The organism is Mesorhizobium sp. M0060 (assembly GCF_040323155.1).
Taxonomy (GTDB): Bacteria; Pseudomonadota; Alphaproteobacteria; order Rhizobiales; family Rhizobiaceae; genus Mesorhizobium.
This window is the reverse complement of record NZ_JAMYUP010000025.1, coordinates 1-21,726: the sequence shown is the minus strand read 5'-3', so window position 1 is coordinate 21,726 and position 21,726 is coordinate 1. Positions and strand designations below refer to the sequence as shown.

Sequence of the window (21,726 nt, the reverse complement as noted above, 5' to 3'; positions counted from 1 at the left end):
TCGAACTGTCACGCAAAGCTAGCGCCTGTGGCGGAAATAAGAAGAGCCAGCAAACAAATCGTGAGCGGTTTTCATCATGAGTGATCGCCAAAAAGCCTGCCGAAACAGGCACTCGGCCGACGTTGCGCGGTCGAGGTTGGACTTGACTTGGCCGCACGCCTTGCGTCACAGGCAACCAGAACCAGCAGCTGGGAGCCGCCGATGGCCATCGCATTCACCTTTCCGGGGCAGGGCAGCCAGGCTGTCGGCATGGGCAAGGACCTCGCCGACGCCTTTGTGGAATCGCTGCGGATCTTCGAGGAAGTCGACGATGCGCTCGGCGAAAATCTATCGAAGCTGATCTGGGAAGGTCCGGAAGAGACGCTGACGCTGACCGCCAACGCCCAGCCGGCGCTGATGGCGGTGTCGCTTGCCGCAATTCGGGCGCTGGAGGCGCGCGGCTTCTCACTGGAAGATAAGGTCACCTATGTCGCCGGCCATTCGCTTGGCGAATATTCGGCACTTGCAGCCGCCGGTTTCGTTTCGGTCGCCGACGCCGCCCGGCTGTTGCGCATCCGCGGCAATGCCATGCAGGCGGCGGTACCGGCCGGAGAGGGCGCCATGGCGGCGATTATCGGGCTGGAACAGGCTGACGTCGAGGCGGCTTGCGCCGAGGCCGCCCACGGCGCGGCCAAAGATCCGGCGCACGCCTTGGTTTGCCAGATCGCCAATGACAATGGCGGCGGCCAGCTGGTGATCTCAGGCGCCAGGCCGGCGGTCGAACTGGCGGCGAAGCTATGCACGGAGAAGGGCGCAAAGCGGGCGCTGATGCTGCAGGTCTCGGCGCCCTTCCATTCGGCACTGATGAAGCCGGCGGCCGAGATCATGCGGGAGGCGCTGGCGGGAGTGCAGAAGAATGCGCCGGTCGTGCCGCTGGTCTCCAATGTTACGGTGATCCCGACGAGCGATCCGGACGAGATCGCCCGCCGCCTCGTCGAACAGGTGGTCGGGCGCGTGCGCTGGCGCGAAACGGTGGAGTGGTTCGGCGCGAATGGCGTTGCGACACTATATGAAGTGGGCGCCGGCAAGGTTCTGTCGGGGCTGGCGCGGCGCATCAACCGCGATATTGCCACCAGTGCCATCGGATCCGCGGCGGATGTCGAGGCGGCGCTGGCGGCACTTGCATAATCAACTGGCGATTTGACCCCGCTCCATGCGAAGGGTGTTCGCTCAGATCAGGAGACAAGAATGTTCGAATTGACCGGCCGCAAGGCGCTCGTCACCGGCGCATCGGGAGGCATCGGCGAGGCGATCGCCCGCGTGCTGCATGGCCAGGGCGCCATCGTCGGCCTGCACGGCACACGCATCGAGAAACTGGAGGCGCTGGCCGCCGAACTGGGCGACCGGGTCAAGCTGTTCCCGGCCAATCTTTCCAATCGCGACGAGGTCAAGGCGCTCGGCCAGAAGGCGGAGGCCGACCTCGAAGGCGTCGACATCCTCGTCAACAATGCCGGCATCACCAAGGACGGGTTGTTCGTACGCATGGCTGATGCCGACTGGGATAGCGTGCTCGAGGTCAACCTGACCGCCGTGTTCCGGCTGACCCGCGAGCTTACCCATCCGATGATGCGGCGCCGACATGGCCGCATCATCAACATCACTTCAGTGGTCGGCGTCACCGGCAATCCCGGCCAGACCAATTACTGCGCCTCCAAAGCCGGTATGATCGGCTTTTCCAAATCGCTGGCGCAGGAGATCGCCACCCGCAATATCACCGTCAACTGCGTCGCCCCGGGCTTCATCGAATCGGCGATGACCGACAAGCTCAACGACAAGCAGAAAGAGGCGATCATGGCGGTGATCCCGACCCGGCGCATGGGCACGGGCGCTGAAGTCGCCTCTGCCGTCGCCTACCTCGCTTCCAATGAGGCAGCCTACGTCACCGGCCAGACCATTCATGTCAATGGCGGCATGGCGATGATCTAACACTTGGGAAAACGCTTCATTCCGTCTTGGATGCACGGCATTTTTCGTGTAATGCCGCCCGCAACCCGGCGGTTCGGGCAAAAACCGGTCCTGTTCCGCTGCGTTTCCGGCAGGACCATCTTTCAGCTTGATTAGCGGCATTCTGCCCGCTAACGAAGACAGACAACCAAAAGACGAGGATGCCCAAATGAGTGACACCGGAGAGCGCGTCAAGAAGATCGTCATCGAGCACCTTGGCGTCGATGCCGACAAGGTGACGGAGCAGGCGAGCTTCATCGATGATCTGGGCGCGGACAGCCTCGACACGGTCGAACTTGTCATGGCGTTCGAAGAAGAGTTCGGCGTCGAAATCCCGGACGACGCTGCCGAGACCATCCTAACTGTTGGCGATGCGGTGAAATACATCGACAAGGCCTCGGCCTGACGCTATTTGCAGTCATCACCGGGGAGGACCTGCGATGAGGCGTGTCGTCGTCACGGGCCTTGGGCTGCTTTCACCGTTCGGCATGGGCTTCGAGCACAGCTGGAAGGAGCTTCTGACCGGCCGCAGCGCAGCCAAGCGCATCACCGAATTCGAGGTGGAAGACCTTGCCTGCAAGGTCGCCCACGTCATTCCGCGCGGTGACGGCTCCAATGCCACTTTCAATCCTGAAGCCGTTCTCGAGCCGAAGGAACTGCGCAAGATCGGCGACTTCATCCTGTATGGGATCGCGGCCGCCGACGAGGCACTCAAGGATTCCGGCTGGCAGCCAAAGACGCATGAGGAACAGTGCGCCACCGGCGTGCTGATCGGTTCGGGCATCGGCGGCATCGAAGGCATCGCCGAGAATGCGATGATCCTCAAGGAACGCGGTCCGCGCCGCATCAGCCCGTTCTTCATCCCCGGCCAGATCATCAATCTCGTCTCCGGTCAGGTCTCGATCCGGCATGGGCTGAAAGGCCCCAACCATGCCGTCGTCACCGCTTGCTCGACCGGTGCGCACGCCATCGGCGATGCCGCCCGGCTGATCATCTGGGGCGATGCCGACGTGATGGTCGCGGGCGGCGCCGAAGCGCCGGTGACGAGACTCTCGATCGCCGGTTTCGCCGCTTGCCGCGCGCTCTCCACCGACCGCAACGATGCGCCGCAAACCGCCTCGCGCCCCTATGATCGCGATCGCGACGGCTTCGTCATGGGCGAGGGCGCCGGCGTGGTCGTGCTCGAGGAGCTCGAACACGCCAAGGCCCGCGGCGCCAAGATCTATGCCGAGGTCACCGGCTACGGCCTGACCGGTGACGCCTATCACATCACCGCGCCTGCCGAGGACGGCGACGGCGCTTTCCGTTGCATGACGGCGGCGCTGAACCGGGCGAAGCTGACGCCTGCCGATGTCGACTACATCAATGCGCACGGCACCTCGACCATGGCCGATACGATCGAACTCGGCGCCGTCGAGCGGCTGGTCGGCAACGCCGCCTCGAAGATATCGATGTCGTCGACCAAATCGTCGATTGGCCACCTGCTGGGCGCGGCGGGTGCTGCCGAGGCGATCTTTTCGATCCTCGCCATTCGCGACAACATCGCGCCGCCGACCATCAATCTCGACAATCCGGAGCGCGAAACGGCGATTGACCTGGTGCCGCACAAGCCGCGAGCCCGGCAGATCGACGTGGCGCTGTCCAACTCCTTCGGCTTCGGTGGCACCAACGCCTCGCTCGTCTTCCAGCGCTACAATGGCTGACCGCTCCGCCGGTTTCCGTCTGCCGTCAATTTTGCCATATTCGCCCCTACTCTGCCCGAGGGGATTCGTCGCAAGATCAAATGGTAGGGCGCTATGAATACAAATCCGGCCGATAACGGGGAATTCGGGCAACGGGCAGCAACGCCCGGCCCGATCGTGCCGAAGACGGCCAGCGAGGCGTTGCGGCCCGAGGCCGGCACGCCGCCGCCGAAACGCTCGCGTGCCTCGCGCAGCCAGTTCGTCGTGTTCATGAACTTCGTCATCTCTTCGGTGATTCTGATGGTTCTGGCGGCAGGCGTGGCGCTGTATTTCGGCAAGCAGGAATTCAACGAGCCCGGCCCGTCGGCCAATGGCGACACTTTCCTGGTCAAGCCGAATAGCGGCGTCCAGGAGATCGCCGACCAGCTTGAGCGGCGAGGGCTGATCAGCGACGCCCGCATTTTCCGCCTTGGCGTACGCGCCTTCGGTAATGATTCCGCCCTGAAGGCCGGCGAATACGAGATCAAGCCGCAGGCCTCGATGCACGATATCATGGAACTCCTGAAGAGCGGCAAGTCGGTGATGTATTCGCTGACTATCCCCGAGGGGCTGACGGTCGAGCAGGCACTGCAACGGATCGCCGAGCAGGACGCGCTGACCGGGGATATGCCGTCGACCACTCCACCTGAGGGCAGCCTCGCCACCGACACGCTGCGCTTCACCCGCGGCGCAACACGCCAGCAGATGGTCGACAAGCTTCTGGCCGACCAGAAGAAGCTGGTCGACGACGTCTGGCAGCGCCGAGCGCCGGATCTGCCGATCGCCAACATTGAGGATTTCGTCACACTGGCCTCGATCGTCGAGAAGGAGACAGGCAAGGGCGATGAACGCTCGCGGGTGGCCGCCGTCTTCCTCAACCGGCTGGCCAAGGGCATGCGGCTGCAGTCGGACCCGACCATCATCTACGGCCTGTTCGGCGGCAAGGGCAAACCCATCGACCGCCCGATCTATCAGTCGGACATCCAGAAGCCGACGCCCTACAACACCTATCTGATCAACGGCTTGCCGCCGACGCCGATCGCTAATCCAGGTCGTGCGGCGCTGGAGGCAGTCGCCAATCCGTCGAAGACCAGCGATCTTTACTTCGTCGCCGACGGCAGCGGCGGCCATGTCTTTGCCGCGACGCTCGATGAGCATAACGAGAATGTCGCTCGCTACCGGGCTCTGCTGAAAAAGCAGGCGCAGGACGCCGCCAAGGCCGGGGCAAGCAAGACCGGAGCCGACGCGCCGGCGGGAGCCATCGTTGACGATGCGGGCGCCACCGCCGCCCAGTAGGGGCGGACGGCATCAGGTCGGCCCTGTGCATGTCCGAGTGGATGTGCAAGGGCTGCTATGGCATTGAAATTCACATGATCCTTTCCGGAGAAATCGTTCCGGCTTGAGGGGCATTCGCCAAGGGGAAGCACGGCAGCATGAACTTGCAGAGCATGACCGGTTTTGCGCGTAGTGTCGCCGAACACGACGGCACTTCGATTGCCTGGGAAGCCAAGTCCGTCAACGGCAAGAGCGTCGAGGTCAGGCTGCGGCTGCCGCAAGGTTTCGACCGGCTGGAGCCGCCCGTCAGGCAGACGGTGCAAAAGCGTTTTGCGCGCGGCAATTTCCAGATGACGCTGACCATTGGTCGCGCCGCCGGCGCGCAAGCGCAACCCGTGGTCAACGAGGCTTTCCTGAAGGATCTGGCGGGGTTGGCCAAACGGCTGCAGGAGCAGTTCGGAGTAGCACCTGCGGCGGCCGACGGGCTGCTTGCGCTGCGCGGCGTGCTCGACATTCCCGAAACCATCGAAACCGAAGAGGCGCGCAGTGCGCTCGACACCGCGATACTGTCGGCGCTGGAAGCAGCATTGGACGGGCTGCAGCAGGCGCGCCAGGGCGAAGGTGCCGCACTTCGTTCCCTGCTGTCCGGCCATATCGATGCTATCGAGGCGCTGACGCTGCGGGCCGAGGCCGATCCATCACGCGAGCCAGCCACGATTCGCGAAAGGCTCGCCGAGCAGATCCGGCTGTTGATGGACGCGTCCGCCAATCTGGACGCCGGCCGGCTGCATATGGAAGCGGCGTTCCTGGCCACCAAGGCCGACATACGCGAGGAGATCGACCGGCTGAAGACACATGTGGCGTCAGGCCGGGCGCTGCTCGCCGCCGGCGGCGCCATCGGCCGCAAGCTCGATTTCCTGGCGCAGGAATTCAACCGCGAATCGAATACGCTGTGTTCCAAGTCGAATGCTGCCGCGGTCACCGCCATCGGGTTGGAACTGAAGGCGGTCGTCGACCAGTTTCGCGAACAGGTCCAGAATCTGGAATGATCCCGATGCCAAGCCACATGACTGCCAAGCCCCATGACTGCCAAGCCCCATGACTGCTAGGGATTTGGGTTCCCGCATTCGGCGCCGCGGGCTGATGCTGGTCTTGTCGTCGCCGTCAGGCGCCGGCAAGTCGACGATCGCGCGCAACCTGCTGGAGAGCGATTCCAGCCTGGAACTCTCGGTCTCGGTCACCACGCGGCCACGCCGCGGCAGCGAGATCGAGGGCGTCCATTACCACTTCCGCACCATGCGCGAGTTCGAGCGGCTGCGCGATTCCGATGCGCTGCTCGAATGGGCGGAGGTGCACGGCAATTGCTACGCGACGCCGCGCGAGCCGGCCGAACAGGCGCTGGCCGAAGGCCGCGACATGCTGTTCGACATCGACTGGCAGGGCGCTCAGCAGCTCAAGGAGAAGATGCGCGCCGACATCGTCTCGATCTTTATCCTGCCGCCGTCGATGAAGGAATTGAAGGCGCGGCTGAAGCGTCGCGCCGAGGACCAGGAAGCGGTGATCGAGACGCGGCTCAAGAACGCCCGCAACGAGATCGAGCACTGGAAGGAATATGATTTCGTCATCGTCAACGACGATCTCGACCGGGCTTTCGCCGAGGTGCGCGGCATCGTCACCGCCGAACGGCTCAGACGAGATCGCCGGCCCGGCCTGTTCGATTTCGTCTCCGGGCTGCTCGACGAGAAGACGGATTGATCAAGGCGCTATCCCCTCGACCAGGATCAGATTGCGGCTGAGCGCGGCATCGCGCAGTTCCAATGCAGCGACGTATTCGGCCGAGCGATACCAGCGCCGCGCCGTGTCCATGTCGGGGAATTCGACGATGATCAGCGGCCCGGGAGACCAGTCGCCTTCCAACATTTCCACCTTGCCACCGCGTACCAGATAGCGCCCGCCATGCTGGGCGATGGAGGCAGCCGCGCGGGTGCGATAGGCTTCGATCGCCTCTGCGTCGCGGATCGTGACGTCGGAAATGACATAGGCGGCCATTGTTTGTCTCCGGGCAGGTTTGTCCGGCTATCTATGCCGTGAGAGCGGAAATTCCACGCAGACGCGTCCCGGCATCACACCGCGTTGGTCAGCCGCACGAACTCTTCGACGCTCAGCGTCTCGGCGCGCCTGGTCGGATCGATGCCGGCACGGGCAAGCAGCGCCTCACCGCCGAGGCTTTTCACGCTCTGCCGCAGCATTTTCCGGCGCTGGCCAAACGCCGCTTCGGTGACGCGGCTGAGCCGTTTCACCTCTGCCGGCAAGGGGCTGGCACGCGGCACCAGATGCACCACCGAGGACGTCACCTTGGGTGGCGGCGTGAACGCCTGCGGCGGCACGTCGAAGGCAATCCTCGCCTCCGTCCGCCAGCCTGCCAGCACGCCGAGTCGGCCATAGGCATCGCTGCCGGGGCTGGCTGCAATGCGTTCGGCGACCTCGCGCTGGAGCATCAGCGTCATCGATGTGTAGAAGGGCGGCCACTCGGCAACAGTCAGCCAGCGGATCAGCAATTCGGTGCCGATATTGTAAGGCAGGTTGGCGACGATTTTCGCCGGCCCGCCGCTTTCCCCTTTAGCAAGCGCTGCAAAATCGGTTTTCAGCGCATCGCCGGCCACGATCTCGAGCCGGCCCGGATAGTGGTTCGAGATCTCGGCCAGGGCCGCCAGGCAGCGCTCGTCGCGTTCGATGGCGACGACCCGCCGGGCGCCGTTGAGGAGCAGTGCCCGGGTCAGCCCGCCAGGGCCGGGACCGACCTCGATGACCGTAACATTGCTCAGGTCGCCGGCGGTTCGCGCAATCTTGCTTGTGAGGTTAAGGTCGAGCAGAAAATTCTGGCCGAGCGCTTTTTTCGCCTGCAGCCCATGGCGCTCGATCACCTCGCGTAGCGGCGGCAGCCCGTCTATGCTCATTGGGCTGGGCTCATTGGGCTGGGCTCATCGGGTTAGGGCCATCGGATTGGGCTCATTGGATTGGGCTCAGGGGCCTACGGCCCTTGTCCCGGTATCGGCAAGCAGGCGAGCGAGCTTCAGCGCCGCAATCAGGCTGTCGGCGCGGGCGATGCCCTTGCCAGCGATGTCGAAGGCGGTGCCGTGGTCGGGCGAGGTGCGGATGAAGGGCAGGCCGAGCGTGACGTTGACCGCCTCGTCAAACGCCAGCGCCTTGGCCGGGATCAGCGCCTGGTCGTGATACATGCAGAGCGCCACGTCGTAGCCGGCGCGGGCGCGAGCATGAAACAGCGTGTCGGCCGGCAATGGCCCGAAGGCGTCGATCCCTTCCTGCCTCAGCCTGTCGATCGCCGGGCGTACGATGCGCTCGTCTTCGGTGCCCATGGCGCCGCCTTCGCCGGCATGCGGGTTGAGGCCGGCAACGGCAAGCCGCGGCTTGGTAATTCCGAAGCGGCTGGCAAGGTCGGCGGCGGTGATGCGGCCGGTGGCGACGATAAGGTCCGTCGTCAGCGCCTTCGGCACTGCGGCCAGCGCGATGTGGATGGTGACCGGCACGGTGCGCAGGTCCGGTCCGGCAAGCAGCATCACCGGCATCACCTCGGTGCCGGTATGAAGCGATGCCAGATGCGCCAGATATTCGGTGTGGCCGGGAAAGCGAAAGCCGGCATCGTAGAGCGGCTTCTTGGCAATAGGGCAGGTGACAACCGCGGCAGCGCGGCCGGCCAGGCAGTCGGCAACGGCGCGGTCGATCGCCTCGACGATGCCGGCGGCGTTGGCGGGATCCGGGCGGCCGGGACTGTCGATGAAACGGGCAGCAAGCGCCACCACCGGCAGCGCGCGCGAAAACATCCCCGGCGCTTGCGCCGGCGTTGTCTCGGCCATCGCAATATCGGCGCCGAGCCTGTGCGCCCGCGCGGCGATCAGTGCCGGGTCGGCAAGAAGATAAAAAGACGGAACGCCAGCGCTATCGCGCGCCTGCCAAGCGGCGATGGCGATGTCCGGCCCCACACCGGACGGATCGCCGACGCTCAACGCCAGCGGAAGCTCTGCGTCAGGCACGGCTATCGCGACTTCAGCGCTCGATGATGCGGGCTTTCTTCCGCAACTCCTCGACATATTTCTTCGAGATCTCGTCGGCGTTCTTGTCGCTCGAACCTTCACTCTGGAACACCATCTGCGCGGCTTTGTCGTCTGACACTTCGCGCGACGAGCAGATGCCGATGAATTCGACGCCGCGGTCGGTTTCGCGCGTGGTGGTGGCGCCGCCGACCTTTGTAGCCTTTATCTGCTCGGCCCAGTCCGCCGGCAATTGCGGCGCCAGCACCCGGCCGAGATCGCGAACGGTGACATCCATCAGGCCCTTGGCGAATTCGCGCGTGGTGTTGCAGCCGTTGAAGCGGGCGCGCATGGCATCGGCTTCGCGTTTGCGCTTGGACAGCGTCGCGCTTCGCTCGGCGGCCGGCACCACGAAGATGACCTGCTGCAGCATGTACTCGGTGGCGCTCGGTTTGCTACCGCCATGCTCGAGCATGCGCTTGACGAGGTCCTGCTCGCTCATGGCGCCGCCGCCGTCGCCGGAACGGTAACGCGCGGTCAGCGCCTGGTTCCAGGCCATCTGCGCCCGGATAAACTCCTTGAAATGCTCCTTGGAGACGCCGGATTGCGCCATGGCGCCGTCAAGCTGCTTGAGCTGCATCTTGTTGCTCGTGGCGAAACGCTGATAAGCGGCATCGACCTGCGCGTCGCTGATGCGGATGCCGAGCCGCCGGGCTTCGGCTATGCGCAGCGTCTGGTCGATCATTTCCTGGCCGGCATCGCCCTTTCTGTGCTGCAGGCGCAGGAAAGCGGCCCGATGCTGGATGTCGCCGGTGGTGATCGGTATATTGTTGACGACGTATTTGATCTCGGTGGCGAAAACCGGCCGCGTCACTGCGGTGATCGAGACCGCCACCAGCAGCGCGAACCCTGCCGAAAAGAGGTATTTCCTCATCGAAAGCATCCCAATTCCATCCCGATTCGGCCCAACCTATCCCAGTTCAGGCCGCCGAAATTCGTGCCTGCTCTATGCGGCGAAACAATGTCGTCCGCCAGCCGCCCCGTTGCCGACTGCTGCCCCGTTATTGGATGGTGTCGATGGAGCGTTGCGACGAGCCGAAATCGCCGAGCGTGCGGAACGACAGGTTGAAGCCGACGTTCTGCGATACTTCCTTGGTGTTCAGGTCACGTCTTTCCGAAAACGTCATCAAATAGGTAAAGCACGAATCACTATAGGCAAAGCCGACCCCGTCCTTGACCAGAATGCTCTGCTCCAGATCATATGTGCCGGTGCCAAAGACGCGCCAATTCTCAGCAAGATGTGTCGAGGCGCCGAGCGTAACCTCATGGCGATCTGTCGAGAAGCCATAGAGCGGCTGCGCCTGGATGAAGGCGTACTTGGCGCTCAGCGATACCGGCAGGCCTGAAAAGGCGGCCTTTACCTCAGCGCGGCGGATCTCGAAACTTTGCTCGTCGAAACGGCCGCTGACCGAGCCGGAAAACCCGCTGGGGCTGTTGAAGCCGACAAGGCCGACATAGTCGGAGGTTGCAGTCTCAAGACCCGAATAGGCGCCGACATTGACCAGGTCCGGCGTGCCGAACGAGTTCTGGCCGCCGAGTTGGTAGGATTGGCCGAACACCGCATTGGTGCTCCAGCCATTGTCGTATGCGCCGGAATAGCGCAGCCCGACATTGGCGCGTGTGCCGCCTTCCATGCGGTCATAGCCCGAGAATTTGTCGCGCTCGAACAGCGTCGTGGCGTCGAAGACGAAGCTCTGGGCGTCCTCGTTGGGGACCGCCAGCCCGCCGACATATTGCTCGTTCGGACGCATGAACACTTGCGCCATCGGTTCGAAGATATGGCTGGAACTGGTCATCGAGAACAGCACCGGCCAGCGCATCTCAAGGCCGGCGGTCGCCATGTAGCGGGCAAGCGATGAACGCATATCGTCCTCAACGCCGAGATTGGTCGCCATCTGGTTGATGGCGTCGAGCGAGGCCGAGGAGGCGTTGACATAGCCGGCGTCGCCGCGCAGCGCCAGGAGCGGCGTCAGCAGCAGCCCGCCATCGGTGGTGAAGGTGCGCTTCCATTCGGCCTCCGCGGTAAGGCGGCCGGATTGACCGTCGATGCCGCGGACGTTGTTGACGGACGAAGGGATGCTCGAATTTGCAAGAGCAGTATCGAGCCTGTCGCGGTCTATGACCCGCGCGTTGACGTCGAACGACAGCTGCCCGCCGGCCACCGGCGTGTCGGGGATATAGGCGTAGTCGAGCGAGGGCAGCACCCAGGGCTGCTTGGCGGCGCGGGCGGTCGGATCGCTGGCGAGCGTGTCTTCTTGAACGTCGAAGTGCATGGCGCGCACATCGAAATAATTGCGATCGTTAAGCCCCGTCAGGTACACCTCGGAGCGGTGTACGCTATCGTTGAAGCCGTCGATGTCGTAGGTGCGCGAGAAATTCTTGTCGCTCTGCAGCAGGATGTCCCAGCCGAAGTCCCAGCGCGGGTTGATGGCGAACTGGCCTTGAGTGCCCATCATGCCGCGGAACCTGTTCGGGTCGCCCCCGGTACCCGAACTGACGTTGTGGCCATTGTCGTCGACGAAGGCGTCGGGATTCTCTTGCCGGATGCCCGCAATCTTCAGGCTGTACTGACCGTTGTTGAAGCGCTGCCTCCACTCGGCCTCACCGAGGAAACCCTGCTTGGTATAGCCGCTGCCGGTGACAGTTAGATCGTAGGTCGGCGAGAGCGCGAAATAATAGGGGACTTTAACACCGACGCCGAGATCGCTCTTGTAGGCGACGCCGGGGATCAGGAAGCCGCTCTTGCGCTTGACCGTCGGGTCGGCGATCTCGAAAGCCGGCAGATAGGCCAGTGGAAAGCCGAAGAACTCGAAATTCGAATTCTCGAAGCGAACCGTCTTCTTCTCGCCGTTCCAGATGATCTTCCTGGCCTTGATGCGCCAGGTCGGCGCTTTGTCGGGCTTGTCCTCGCACGGCTCGCAGGCAGTGTAGACGCCATTGTGGAACGTCGTCAGCACGCCGCCCATGCGCTCCGCGCTTTCGGCGGCGAAATACGCCTTGTCGATGGTCTCAACACGCAGCGCGTTGACGAAGCCGTCCGCGAAATCGTCGGTGATGTCGGCATGCTGCGAATAGATCTTGGTACCGTCGCTATTGACGACTTCGACATTGCCGCTGGCGACGAGGCGTTTGGTGTTGCGGTTGTATTCGACCCGCTGGGCGACGAGACGGTTGCCGCCATAGTCGATCTGGACGCCGCCGACGGCCGTCACGGTCTGCTTGTCGTTGTCGTAGACCAGCGTATCGGCTGCAAGCAGCATCTGCGTGCCACTCGGAACCTTCGTTGCCAGTTCACTGACGTCCTGGGCGAAAGCCGGAGCAACCGGGGCGGCGCCGGCAAGCAGGCATGCCAAGGCGCTCGCCGCAGAGAGGCGTGCCAAACCGGCGTGCCTATGGCTGCGCAAAACCGCCTCCCTCACTAGCCGTCTTCCTTGTATAGCAGGAATGTCACCCCGAAGAACATAGCCACGACAACCGGGACCCAAGCCGCTACGGCAGTGGGTACGAATCCCGCTACGCCGAATGCCTTGACCAGCACCGAAACGACATAAAGCAGAAAGCCGGCCACGATGCCACCCAGAATCATCGTCGCCGACTGCCCCATCCTCGCAAATCGCATTGATACCGTTGCCGCAATCAGCGTCATCGCGACGAGCAGGAAGGGCAGCGCAATCAGGGAATCGAACTGCATGGCGAAGGCATTTGCCTTGAGGCCGAAGGAGCGGGCCACCTCGATCTTGCCGGGCAGATCGTAGAACGGGATGGTCTCAGGGCGCGCCAACCGCTCTTGCACGAATTCCGGCTTGAGATCGGTCGGCAGCCGATCGCTGGGTAACGACTGGATGGTGCCGTCCCGGAACACCTTGACGTCCTGCAATTCCCAGTAGCCGTCCCGCAAAAAGGCGTGGGCGGCATCCTTGCGCTCGATGATGTCGCCTTGCGGGCTGAAACTGAAGAAGACCGCGTCGGCCATCTCCAGGCCTTGATTGAGAATGGCGCGCGCGCCGATGATGGTATCGCCGGAGCTGGTTTTCTGCCTGATCCAGGGCGCGGCGTCGGCCGAGACGGTGTTCGACTTGCCCGAACGGAGCTGGGTCTCGATCTGCTCGGACCAGGAATAGGCGTGCGCGGCTATCGGATTGATGACGCCAACCGACAAGGCCCCAAACAGCAGCGCCCCGATGCAGCACGGCAGCAGGAACTGCCATGCGGAAACCCCGGCGGAACGGGCGATGACCAATTCATATTTGCGGTTGAGCGACACCAGGGTCGCCATCGCCGAGAACAGGCCGACGAACGGCACCGTCTGCAGCATGATCATCGGCATCCTGAGCCCCGAAATGGCGAACGCAGTTGTGTAGGTGAAGCCCGGCACGCCGGTCGTGCGGCCGGAAAGCTCGGTGAAATCGATCAGGAACACCAGCGCCAAAAGGCCGATGAAGAACCAGATGGTGATCGTCACATAGCGAAAGAAGAAGTACCGACCCAGAGTCCAGCCCATCAGCCGGCTCCCTGTCCGGATGCGCCGCGCCCGGCAAAGCGGAGCTTGATGGCGCTCCAGCCGTCATTGAAGCGGCCGGCAAGATTGGTTATCCAATCGGCCCAGGCAACCGGCAGTTCCATGGTCCGGTTGGAAACGATGAACCAGATGGCGATCGCCGACGCCAGGATCGGGACGCCGTAGACCATATAGGCATATTGCGGCACCTTGTCGGCCTTGCCGGCGGCAAAGAACCCGAGCCAGCGCACGAACAGCGCGATCGCGATTGCCGTGATCAGCGGATGCACGCGCGCCTCGCGATGCGAGCGCGCATCTCCGGCGACGGCAAGCGCGATCAGCGCGAAGACGAGCGAATAGGACCACTCGGAAAAACGCTGGTTGAGCTCGGCTAGGTACCTGTTCGGCTTTTGCTGGTACATCTTGTCGTTCGGACTCGGATTGAGCAGATACTGCGTCGTCCGGTCCTTCGGCAAAAGCAGGATGTCAGATGAGGCCGACATGAAAGCGGACAAGTCGAAGGCATAGGAGGTGAACCGGATCACCGAGAGGTCGCCGGTCATGGTTTTGCGATGGATGACGCCGTCATTCATCATCAGCACCTTCTCGTCGCCGCGTTCGATGATGCTGCCGGTCTTGGCGTAATAGATGAGATTGACGCCTTCTTCGCGCGAATCGGCGACGAAGATGCCGCCGAGGCGATTGTCGGGAAGCCGTTCGCCAACCTGCAGGAACAGGCCATCATCGATCTTGCGGAAGGTGCCTTCCTGGATGATCAACGACAACAGATCGGCACGCGACGACGCTATCAACTCGCGGTTCTTCTGGCGTGCGTAAGGGTCGACGCCATTGTCGACGGCGAACGAAAAAACGCTGGCTGCGAGTGCCAGAAGCATGATCGGCCTGACGATGGTCCAGCGTGAAGCGCCGGCGGCATTGATGACGGCCAGCTCCGAATCCGAATTCATCACGCTGAGTATCTGGGCGACCGCGACCACCAGTGCGAACGGCACGACGATCGGAACGATCGACGGGATGATCAGCGCTGCGACTTCGAAGAAGGTGAGGGCCGACTGACCGCTGTCGGTGACGAGATCGATGCGGGCGAGCACCTGCGTCGTCCAGACGATCGCCAGCGTCCAAACGAGCGCCAGCGCGAATACCGCGAAAGCACGGCGCATGATGTAACGTTCAACGACCTTCATGAAGGCTTTTCTCGGCGGTTTCGAACGGCATCATGCCTTGGAATAAGGTAGTCGTCCGGCGCCGGCTGCACAACTGGCTCAGTTTGGCGGTTCGATCTGGGTTCCGTTCCGTATCGCAAATTCCGCTGGGCCGGAGTGTCGGCGGCAATGGATAAGAAAGGGCGAACATTGTTGGTTAACAACAGGTTGCGGCGGGAAGCGGGGCCGTGCCGCGACGAATCGTAGATGGTTCGATATCGCATATGGGAGCGATTTCGGCCAAAGTCTTGTCAAATGCGGCAAAACGACCAAATGTCGCGCCGGTCGCGACCGCCGCCGCGTGATAAGACGGGTCAGGCTCTGTTGAGTACCAGTATGGAAGCGGAAAAATTGCGCGGTCAAATCGGTCGGGAAGCGGTCTTTGACGGCGCAATCGTGATCGGCGCCGGCGCGGCCGGCCTTGCCGCCGCCCACGCCTTGATGAAGGCCGGCGTACCGACGCTCGTCCTGGAAAAGGAGAGCCGGCTTGCCGAACCCTGGCACCGGCGTCACCAGCGGTTGCGTCTCAACACGCATCGCGACCTCTCGTCACTGCCCGGCGTCGACTATCCTGCAGGCACCCCGGCCTTCCCGCACAGAACCGCCGTCATTCGCCATCTGAACGATTTCAGCCAAGTGCACAGGCTGCCTGTCACATTCGGCGTTGCCGTCGAAGAGATGGCATTCGATGGCGATCACTGGACCGTACAGACCAATGCCGGACCCCGTCCGGCACGCCATGTCGTCGTCGCCACCGGCCGTGATCGGCAGCCGTTCATTCCGGTATGGAAAGGCATGAACGATTTTGCCGGCCGGATCATCCATTCGGCCGATTTCGGCGAGGCGAGGGACTATGCCGGCAAAAAGGTGTTGGTGGTCGGTGCCGGCAATTCGGGTTTCGACATACTCAATCATCTTGCGGATGCAGACGCTGAAAGCATCTGGCTGTCGGCTCGCAATGGCCCGTCGCTGCTGCCGAAACGCATCGGCAAGATCGCCGTCCACAGGCTTTCGCCTTTCATGGCGCGCTTGCCGGTGCGGATTGCCGATGCGGTGATGGCGGCGACGCAGCGCCTGGTTTTCGGCGACCTGACGAAATTCGGGCTTCCGCCGGCCTCCATGGGAGGTGCGAGCCGTCTGAGCGCCGACTACACCGCGATCGCAGCCGATGACGGCGCGGTTCGCGCCATCAAGGCAGGCACGATCGTGGTGGTGCCGCCATTGCGGGAATTTACCCGTGACGGCATCATATTGAATGACGGCAGGTTGATCACGCCCGATATCGTCATCGCGGCGACCGGCTACCGCACCGGGCTGGAGCAGATGGTCGGCAAGCTCGGCGTTCTCGACGGCAAGGGCGTTCCGCTTTTCAACGGCGGGGAGACTGACCCGAAATTGCCCGGCCTGTGGTTTACCGGCATGCGGCCGAGCATTCGCGGTTGTTTCGCCAATGCCCGCATTCAGGCTAAGGCGATAGCGGCGCGGATTGTCAAGCAGCGATAATGAGCAGGACTATGCCGAGTGTTCCGCCTGCAATGGACACGCCTTGTTGGAACGTGCTCGAACCGAAAGGTCAATGATCATGACGCCAGTCAGCATTCGCTACATGGTCGATGATGTCGCCACCTCGATCGACTTCTATTGTGGACATCTGGGCTTCGCCGTCGAACGGGATGCGCGGCCGGCTTTTGCCTCCGTCACGCGCGGCGCGTTACGGCTCCTTCTAAGCGGACCCGGCAGTTCGGGTGCACGGGCGATGCCGGATGGCCGGCAGCCGCTGCCGGGAGGCTGGAACCGCGTCCTCCTGGTGGTGCCGGACCTGAAAGAAGAGGTTGCGCGCCTCAAGAGTGCTGGACTTGTCTTTCGCAACGATATCATAACGGGCGTTGGCGGTTCCCAAACCCTGCTCGAAGACCCATCGGGCAACGTCATCGAGCTGTTTCAACCCGCCGCTCACTGACGCAACAACGCGGCACCTTAGGTCCGATCTGCCCAATCGAACGCTTCTCCCGATAATCCAAAGCACTTCCCCGAAAGCAGGACATGATGAATTCGAGACCCTTGATCGCCTTCGCCAAGTTCGCCGCCCCCAAAAAGGGCAGCGTCTTCATTCTGGCAGCCGACGAGGGCGGCCTCGGCGACGCCGCCAGGGCCTGCGATCCGGCAAAGACCCTCGAGCGGGCTTTTCCCGTCGCCGACTTCACCGGCAAATTCGCCAGCCTGGTCGAAGTGCTGGCGCCGGAAGGGACATCGCTTGAGCGGCTGGTGGCGCTCGGCGCCGGCAAGATCTCCAATCTTGATGACTACGCCTGGCTGAAGCTCGGCGGCACGATTGCAGCATCCTTTCGCAAGGCAACCGAAGTGGCCGTCGTGCTCGATCTTCCCGGTGCCGCCATCGGCGGCAGGCAAGCGGTTCAGCTTGCCGCGGGCATCCTGCTGCGCAGTTATGCCTTCGATAAGTACAAGACCAAAAAGGACAATGGTGACGACAAGCGCGAGCCAAAAAAGCCCGTCAAGGTGACCATTCACACCGCTGATCCGGCGGCTGCAAAGAAGGCCTTCGCCGATGAAGCGGCGGTGATCGACGGCGTCTTGCTGGCGCGCGATCTGGTCAATGAACCGGCCAATGTGTTGGGACCGGTGGAATTCGCCGCCCGCATCAGCGAACTGGAGGCGCTCGGCGTCACGGTCGAGATCCTGGCCGAGAAGGAGATGAAGAAGCTCGGCATGGGTTCGCTGCTCGGCGTCGCCCAGGGCTCGCCGCGTGGCGCCCGCATGGCGGTCATGCGGTGGGACGGCGGCAAGGCCAAGGAAAGGCCGGTCGCCTTCGTCGGCAAGGGCGTCACCTTCGATACCGGCGGCAATTCGATCAAGCCGGCCTCCGGCATGGAGGACATGAAGGGCGACATGGGGGGCGCTGCTGCCGTCACCGGGCTGATGCACGCGCTCGCCGCGCGCAAGGCGAAGGCCAATGTCGTCGGCATTGTCGGGCTGGTCGAAAACGCCGTCGACGGCCACGCCCAGAGACCGGGCGACATCGTCACCTCGATGTCGGGCCAGACCATCGAAGTGCTCAACACCGACGCCGAGGGCCGCCTCGTGCTAGCCGATGCGCTGTGGTACTGCAACGACCGCTTCCAGCCGAAATTCATGGTCAATCTGGCGACGCTGACCGGCGCCATCATGGTCGCGCTCGGCCAGCATTATGCCGGCTTGTTCTCCAACAATGACGAGCTGGCGGACCGGCTGACGGCGGCCGGGCAGGCGACGCAGGAGCGGTTGTGGCGCATGCCGCTCGGCGCCGAATACGACAAGCTGATCGAGTCCAAGAATGCTGACATGAAGAATATCGGCGGTCGCTATGGCGGCGCCATCATCGCCGCGCAGTTCCTGAAGCGCTTCGTCAAGGACACGCCCTGGGCGCATCTCGACATTGCCGGCACCGCGATGGGCGCGCCCTCCAACGAGATCAACCAGTCATGGGCTTCCGGCTTCGGCGTCAGGCTGCTCGACCGACTGGTGCGCGATCATTACGAGCAATGAGCGGCGCACCAAATGATTTAGACTGAAGCCATGGCCGAAATCCTGTTCTATCACCTGACCGAATCGACGCTGGAGGACGCGTTGCCCGGCCTCCTGGAACGCAGCATCGATCGCGGCTGGCGCGCCGTGGTGCAGACCGGCACCGAGGAGAGGCGCGACGCGCTGGACCAGCATCTGTGGACTTTCCGGGATGATTCGTTCCTGGCCCATGCAACGGACCGCGAAGCCCATCCCGCCGAGCAGCCGGTGCTTTTGACCGTCGGCCCTGACAATCCGAACCAGGCGCAGATACGGTTCCTGGTCGACGGCGCGGTGCCGCCGGTGCTTGGCGGCTACGAGCGCGCCGTGTTCCTGTTCGACGGCCATGATGCGGCCCAGGTAGAGGCGGCACGCACGCACTGGAAGACAATGAAGGAGGCCGGCCACACCGTGACCTACTGGCAGCAAACACCCGACCGGCGCTGGGAACGCAAGGCTTAGAGCATTTGCAGCCAAGGGAATCACTGGCGCCGCAAAAAGCGACAAACAAAAAGATGGACCACCGGCTGTCCAGAAGATCTGAGCAAGCCCGATGCAGCCCAATGAACAAACGCCAGGCATTTCGATAGATGCCGGACTGGTTCGCCGGCTGATCGCCGCGCAGTTTCCCGAATGGGCGGACCTGCCGGTCGAGCCGGTCGAGCCTGGCGGCTGGGACAACCGCACCTTCCGGCTGGGCGATAGCATGTCGGTGCGGCTGCCCAGTGCTGCCGCCTATGTTGCCCAGGTCGAGAAGGAGCATCGCTGGCTGCCTCGCCTCGCGCCTCACCTGCCTCTGCCGATACCCGTGCCGCTGGCCAAAGGCGCGCCCGCGGACGGCTATCCATGGCCTTGGTCCGTCTATCGCTGGCTAGGCGGCAGGCCGGCGGCTGCCGAACTGATTGCCGATCTCACGGAGTTCGCCCGTTCGCTGGCCGGCTTTCTGGTTGCGCTCCAGCGCATCGACGCCGCTGGCGGGCCACCGGCAGGGCAGCATAATTTCCATCGCGGCGGCCGGCTTTCAGTCTACGACGCCGAGACCCGAGCCGCGCTTTCGGCGCTCGGCGGCCGCATCGACAAGGCCGCCGCCGAGGCGGCGTGGGCGACCGCGCTTGGCTCGCGATGGCAAGGGCCACCGGTGTGGGTCCACGGCGACGTCGCCTCGGGAAATCTGCTCGTCGAAGATGGCAAACTCTGCGCGGTCGTCGATTTCGGCAGTTCGGCTATCGGCGATCCTGCCTGTGACCTGGTGATCGCATGGACGGAATTTTACGGCGAGAGCCGCCGGGCGTTCCGCGACGCCATTGCCCTTGACAAGCACAGCTGGGCGCGCGCTCGGGGCTGGGCGCTGTGGAAGGCGCTGATCGTCGCCTCTGGACATGACGGCAACCAGCGCGAGGCGGAAAAATCGTGGCGGGTTATCGAGGATGTGCTGGCGGACCACCGCTGGGCCCGTCGCCTATAGGCCGGCTTTGCTTGGGATGCCGTCATTTCGCCCGGACCCACAGCAAGGTTACGGACGCCGTCGGTGGGGACACAAGACAACGGCCCACGGCTACGGGCCGTAGTCATTTCGTGGGCTTCAATGTCACTGCCCGCCCATCTCTTTCCTGAACGTATCGAAATCGACCTGCATGCCGTTGAAGATGGTGCTCCAATGGCGGGTCAGCGCCGAAACGGCGACCGCCTCCTGGATCTCCTCGTCGGTGGCGCCGGCACGCTTGGCGTCCTGCGTGTCCGACCAGACGCAGTAGCTGCACGGGATCTGCGCCGCCACCGCCAGCGAGATCAGCGACTTGACCTTCGGCGGCAGCGCCGTCTTGTCGCTGAGCTGGATGGCCTTGACCTCGGCCCATGCACCGGGCAGACCGGCTTTCGGGAATTGCTTCACGAAACCGGGCACCCCGCCCATGGTCGACTGGATGTCCTTGATGGTGGCGTCATCGTCAGCATGGGCCGGTGCGGAGGCCAGCGTCAAGGTCAGGGCGCAGACCATGGAGGCGAGCAGGGATGCACGATGAAGCGAAGGGGTCGTGGATGAAACGATACGGAAGCTGTTCATGGCGTTCTCCTCTGGTTTTTTTAAACCTTACGATGTAAGGTAATTCAGAAAATGAACCTTACAGTGTAAGTTGTCGAGCGGAACCATGGACTCGTCGATCAAGAAAAAGCGAACACGCGGCCGGCTGTCGCGCGAAATAATCGAGGATGCCGCATTGAAGGTGATCGAGAGCGAGGGCCTCGCCGGCTTTTCGATGCGCAAGCTGGCGGCTGCACTCGGCTGCGAGGCTATGAGTATCTACCACCACTTTCCTTCGGCGGCGCATCTCTTCGAAGCCTTGGTGGACCGGCTGATCGGCTCGCTCGAAATGCCTGACGAGGATCTAGCTTGGCGACAAAGGTTGCGCATCGTTGTGCAGGATTTCCGCCGCGTCGCGCGTGAGCACCCGGCTTTCGCCAGCTTCTTCGTCACCTACCGGATGAATTCGCCGACCTGCCTTGCCTGGCTGAACGGCATCCTTGGCCTGTTCGAGGCCGGCGGCTTCGGACCGGAACTTGGTGCACGGCTGTTCCGCACCACCGGCTATTATCTGATGGGTGCCATCCTCGACGAGACTGCCGGCTATGCGAAGGGGCCTTCGGCTGTGACCACCGTCAGTGACGAGCAACTGGCACAGGATTTTCCAAAAGTAGCTGCGGCCGGGCGTTATTTCGGCAGCGCCGAATTTGACCGGACGTTTGATCTCGGCCTTGACATGCTCCTGGACGAAATGGAGCGCGCCCGCGACTGCGCCAACGCGCCGAATACCGGGTCTTGACCTCATGCGCTCTCTGTTCGCCCTGATCCTGCTCATCGGTACCGGCATCGGCGTCGTCTACCCCTGGGCGATGACCAATTTCTCCGGCCATGAGATCGGTACCTGGCGGGTTTACGACCAGGGCCGATTCAAGCCGGTGACGGTGCCCCTGAGCGCACGCGATGCGCCGGTGCGGGTGCTGGTCGATCTTACGGCAAGAGCCGAGCGCATCGTCTCGCAGCAGCGCACCGTGTTGACCCTGACTGCCGCCACCGGCGGCAGGACGGTGCTCGCCTCGACGCTGCAGTTCAACCATTCCGACAATCCGCGCCAGGTCAGCCCGCAGCTGCCGGACAAAATCTTTCGCGACGAGGCCGGCCTGATCCCGACCGTTGCCCCCGGCCCCTACACCTTCATCGTCGGTCCGGGCGATGCCGAGGGCATCCCGATGCGGGCCCTCGACCCCCTCCTGCGCGCCGGGGCCGGGCGGGGGGCCCGGCCGCCCCCGGGCGTCCGGGTTTTGCGGGAGGGGCCCCGCCGGGGGCGGTGGAATATAAA

General features: G+C 63.3%; 22 protein-coding genes. 14 read left to right on the top strand and 8 right to left on the bottom strand.

Annotation, left to right across the window (positions count from 1 at the left end; translation table 11 throughout):
* Positions 1-201 precede the first annotated feature (201 nt).
* The 7 genes from fabD to gmk all read left to right on the top strand — a co-directional run bounded on the left by fabD (position 202) and on the right by gmk (position 6,734).
* Positions 202-1,167, top strand: a complete 966-nt coding sequence (fabD, locus tag NKJ94_RS22210; RefSeq protein WP_352527835.1) for an ACP S-malonyltransferase — start codon at positions 202-204, stop codon at positions 1,165-1,167.
* Between the two features lie 60 nt (positions 1,168-1,227).
* Positions 1,228-1,965: a 3-oxoacyl-[acyl-carrier-protein] reductase gene (gene fabG, locus NKJ94_RS22205; protein WP_352527832.1), complete on the top strand. Its 738-nt coding sequence runs from the start codon at positions 1,228-1,230 to the stop codon at positions 1,963-1,965.
* A 187-nt stretch (positions 1,966-2,152) separates the two neighbouring features.
* Complete coding sequence (locus NKJ94_RS22200; protein ID WP_352527829.1) at positions 2,153-2,389, top strand: acyl carrier protein; 237 nt, start codon at positions 2,153-2,155, stop codon at positions 2,387-2,389.
* Between the two features lie 34 nt (positions 2,390-2,423).
* A complete protein-coding gene (gene fabF / locus NKJ94_RS22195) occupies positions 2,424-3,686 on the top strand; it encodes a beta-ketoacyl-ACP synthase II (protein WP_352494871.1) in 1,263 nt (420 codons plus the stop codon).
* A 93-nt stretch (positions 3,687-3,779) separates the two neighbouring features.
* Positions 3,780-5,000, top strand: a complete 1,221-nt coding sequence (gene mltG, locus NKJ94_RS22190; protein WP_352527827.1) for an endolytic transglycosylase MltG — start codon at positions 3,780-3,782, stop codon at positions 4,998-5,000.
* 137 nt (positions 5,001-5,137) lie between these two features.
* Positions 5,138-6,028, top strand: coding sequence for a YicC/YloC family endoribonuclease (locus tag NKJ94_RS22185; RefSeq protein WP_352527825.1), 891 nt, complete (start codon positions 5,138-5,140; stop codon positions 6,026-6,028).
* Positions 6,029-6,077: 49 nt separating this feature from the next.
* Positions 6,078-6,734: a guanylate kinase gene (gmk, locus tag NKJ94_RS22180; RefSeq protein ID WP_254820312.1), complete on the top strand. Its 657-nt coding sequence runs from the start codon at positions 6,078-6,080 to the stop codon at positions 6,732-6,734.
* Here gmk and NKJ94_RS22175 read toward each other — a convergent pair whose 3' ends face one another.
* From NKJ94_RS22175 to lptF, 7 genes are all read right to left on the bottom strand, one after another.
* Entirely contained in the window at positions 6,735-7,028 is a 294-nt protein-coding gene (locus NKJ94_RS22175) for a DUF1330 domain-containing protein (protein ID WP_352527824.1), read from the bottom strand.
* A gap of 74 nt (positions 7,029-7,102) precedes the next feature.
* Complete coding sequence (gene rsmA, locus NKJ94_RS22170) at positions 7,103-7,936, bottom strand: 16S rRNA (adenine(1518)-N(6)/adenine(1519)-N(6))-dimethyltransferase RsmA (RefSeq protein ID WP_352527822.1); 834 nt, start codon at positions 7,934-7,936, stop codon at positions 7,103-7,105.
* 66 nt (positions 7,937-8,002) lie between these two features.
* Complete coding sequence (pdxA, locus tag NKJ94_RS22165; protein ID WP_352527820.1) at positions 8,003-9,031, bottom strand: 4-hydroxythreonine-4-phosphate dehydrogenase PdxA; 1,029 nt, start codon at positions 9,029-9,031, stop codon at positions 8,003-8,005.
* Positions 9,032-9,044: 13 nt separating this feature from the next.
* A complete protein-coding gene (locus NKJ94_RS22160; RefSeq protein ID WP_352527818.1) occupies positions 9,045-9,971 on the bottom strand; it encodes a SurA N-terminal domain-containing protein in 927 nt (308 codons plus the stop codon).
* 118 nt (positions 9,972-10,089) lie between these two features.
* Complete coding sequence (locus NKJ94_RS22155; RefSeq protein WP_352527816.1) at positions 10,090-12,507, bottom strand: LPS-assembly protein LptD; 2,418 nt, start codon at positions 12,505-12,507, stop codon at positions 10,090-10,092.
* A complete protein-coding gene (gene lptG, locus NKJ94_RS22150; protein WP_352527945.1) occupies positions 12,507-13,592 on the bottom strand; it encodes an LPS export ABC transporter permease LptG in 1,086 nt (361 codons plus the stop codon). Before lptG ends, NKJ94_RS22155 begins: the two co-directional genes overlap by 1 nt.
* A complete protein-coding gene (lptF, locus tag NKJ94_RS22145) occupies positions 13,589-14,791 on the bottom strand; it encodes an LPS export ABC transporter permease LptF (protein ID WP_352527814.1) in 1,203 nt (400 codons plus the stop codon). Before lptF ends, lptG begins: the two co-directional genes overlap by 4 nt.
* A gap of 354 nt (positions 14,792-15,145) precedes the next feature.
* On the opposite strand from lptF, the gene NKJ94_RS22140 reads away from it, so the two are divergent.
* The 5 genes from NKJ94_RS22140 to NKJ94_RS22120 all read left to right on the top strand — a co-directional run bounded on the left by NKJ94_RS22140 (position 15,146) and on the right by NKJ94_RS22120 (position 19,835).
* Entirely contained in the window at positions 15,146-16,312 is a 1,167-nt protein-coding gene (locus tag NKJ94_RS22140) for a flavin-containing monooxygenase (protein ID WP_352527943.1), read from the top strand.
* Between the two features lie 73 nt (positions 16,313-16,385).
* Complete coding sequence (locus NKJ94_RS22135) at positions 16,386-16,769, top strand: VOC family protein (protein ID WP_352527812.1); 384 nt, start codon at positions 16,386-16,388, stop codon at positions 16,767-16,769.
* 86 nt (positions 16,770-16,855) lie between these two features.
* On the top strand, positions 16,856-18,352 hold the full coding sequence (locus NKJ94_RS22130) for a leucyl aminopeptidase (RefSeq protein WP_352527941.1): 1,497 nt from the start codon (positions 16,856-16,858) through the stop codon (positions 18,350-18,352).
* A gap of 30 nt (positions 18,353-18,382) precedes the next feature.
* Positions 18,383-18,832 (top strand): DNA polymerase III subunit chi, encoded by a 450-nt coding sequence (locus tag NKJ94_RS22125; RefSeq protein WP_352527810.1) that lies wholly within the window; start codon positions 18,383-18,385, stop codon positions 18,830-18,832.
* 91 nt (positions 18,833-18,923) lie between these two features.
* Positions 18,924-19,835, top strand: a complete 912-nt coding sequence (locus NKJ94_RS22120) for an aminoglycoside phosphotransferase family protein (RefSeq protein ID WP_352527808.1) — start codon at positions 18,924-18,926, stop codon at positions 19,833-19,835.
* A 123-nt stretch (positions 19,836-19,958) separates the two neighbouring features.
* On the opposite strand, the gene NKJ94_RS22115 is transcribed toward NKJ94_RS22120, so the two are convergent.
* Positions 19,959-20,432 (bottom strand): carboxymuconolactone decarboxylase family protein, encoded by a 474-nt coding sequence (locus tag NKJ94_RS22115; protein ID WP_352527806.1) that lies wholly within the window; start codon positions 20,430-20,432, stop codon positions 19,959-19,961.
* Between the two features lie 85 nt (positions 20,433-20,517).
* On the opposite strand from NKJ94_RS22115, the gene NKJ94_RS22110 reads away from it, so the two are divergent.
* A complete protein-coding gene (locus NKJ94_RS22110) occupies positions 20,518-21,189 on the top strand; it encodes a TetR/AcrR family transcriptional regulator (protein ID WP_352527804.1) in 672 nt (223 codons plus the stop codon).
* A gap of 4 nt (positions 21,190-21,193) precedes the next feature.
* Positions 21,194-21,726, top strand: a 533-nt coding sequence (locus NKJ94_RS22105) for a hypothetical protein (protein WP_352527802.1), incomplete at its 3' end; no start/stop codon positions are given.

What these genes read in the sequence shown, in the direction of transcription:
- fabD (WP_352527835.1), top strand. Translation starts at nt 202, where the DNA reads ATGGCCATCGCATTCACCTTTCCGGGGCAGGGCAGCCAGGCTGTCGGC.
- fabG (WP_352527832.1), top strand. Translation starts at nt 1,228, where the DNA reads ATGTTCGAATTGACCGGCCGCAAGGCGCTCGTCACCGGCGCATCGGGA.
- NKJ94_RS22200 (WP_352527829.1), top strand. Translation starts at nt 2,153, where the DNA reads ATGAGTGACACCGGAGAGCGCGTCAAGAAGATCGTCATCGAGCACCTT.
- fabF (WP_352494871.1), top strand. Translation starts at nt 2,424, where the DNA reads ATGAGGCGTGTCGTCGTCACGGGCCTTGGGCTGCTTTCACCGTTCGGC.
- mltG (WP_352527827.1), top strand. Translation starts at nt 3,780, where the DNA reads ATGAATACAAATCCGGCCGATAACGGGGAATTCGGGCAACGGGCAGCA.
- NKJ94_RS22185 (WP_352527825.1), top strand. Translation starts at nt 5,138, where the DNA reads ATGAACTTGCAGAGCATGACCGGTTTTGCGCGTAGTGTCGCCGAACAC.
- gmk (WP_254820312.1), top strand. Translation starts at nt 6,078, where the DNA reads ATGACTGCTAGGGATTTGGGTTCCCGCATTCGGCGCCGCGGGCTGATG.
- NKJ94_RS22175 (WP_352527824.1), bottom strand. Translation starts at nt 7,028, where the DNA reads ATGGCCGCCTATGTCATTTCCGACGTCACGATCCGCGACGCAGAGGCG.
- rsmA (WP_352527822.1), bottom strand. Translation starts at nt 7,936, where the DNA reads ATGAGCATAGACGGGCTGCCGCCGCTACGCGAGGTGATCGAGCGCCAT.
- NKJ94_RS22160 (WP_352527818.1), bottom strand. Translation starts at nt 9,971, where the DNA reads ATGCTTTCGATGAGGAAATACCTCTTTTCGGCAGGGTTCGCGCTGCTG.
- lptF (WP_352527814.1), bottom strand. Translation starts at nt 14,791, where the DNA reads ATGAAGGTCGTTGAACGTTACATCATGCGCCGTGCTTTCGCGGTATTC.
- NKJ94_RS22140 (WP_352527943.1), top strand. Translation starts at nt 15,146, where the DNA reads ATGGAAGCGGAAAAATTGCGCGGTCAAATCGGTCGGGAAGCGGTCTTT.
- NKJ94_RS22135 (WP_352527812.1), top strand. Translation starts at nt 16,386, where the DNA reads ATGATCATGACGCCAGTCAGCATTCGCTACATGGTCGATGATGTCGCC.
- NKJ94_RS22130 (WP_352527941.1), top strand. Translation starts at nt 16,856, where the DNA reads ATGAATTCGAGACCCTTGATCGCCTTCGCCAAGTTCGCCGCCCCCAAA.
- NKJ94_RS22125 (WP_352527810.1), top strand. Translation starts at nt 18,383, where the DNA reads ATGGCCGAAATCCTGTTCTATCACCTGACCGAATCGACGCTGGAGGAC.
- NKJ94_RS22120 (WP_352527808.1), top strand. Translation starts at nt 18,924, where the DNA reads ATGCAGCCCAATGAACAAACGCCAGGCATTTCGATAGATGCCGGACTG.
- NKJ94_RS22115 (WP_352527806.1), bottom strand. Translation starts at nt 20,432, where the DNA reads ATGAACAGCTTCCGTATCGTTTCATCCACGACCCCTTCGCTTCATCGT.
- NKJ94_RS22110 (WP_352527804.1), top strand. Translation starts at nt 20,518, where the DNA reads ATGGACTCGTCGATCAAGAAAAAGCGAACACGCGGCCGGCTGTCGCGC.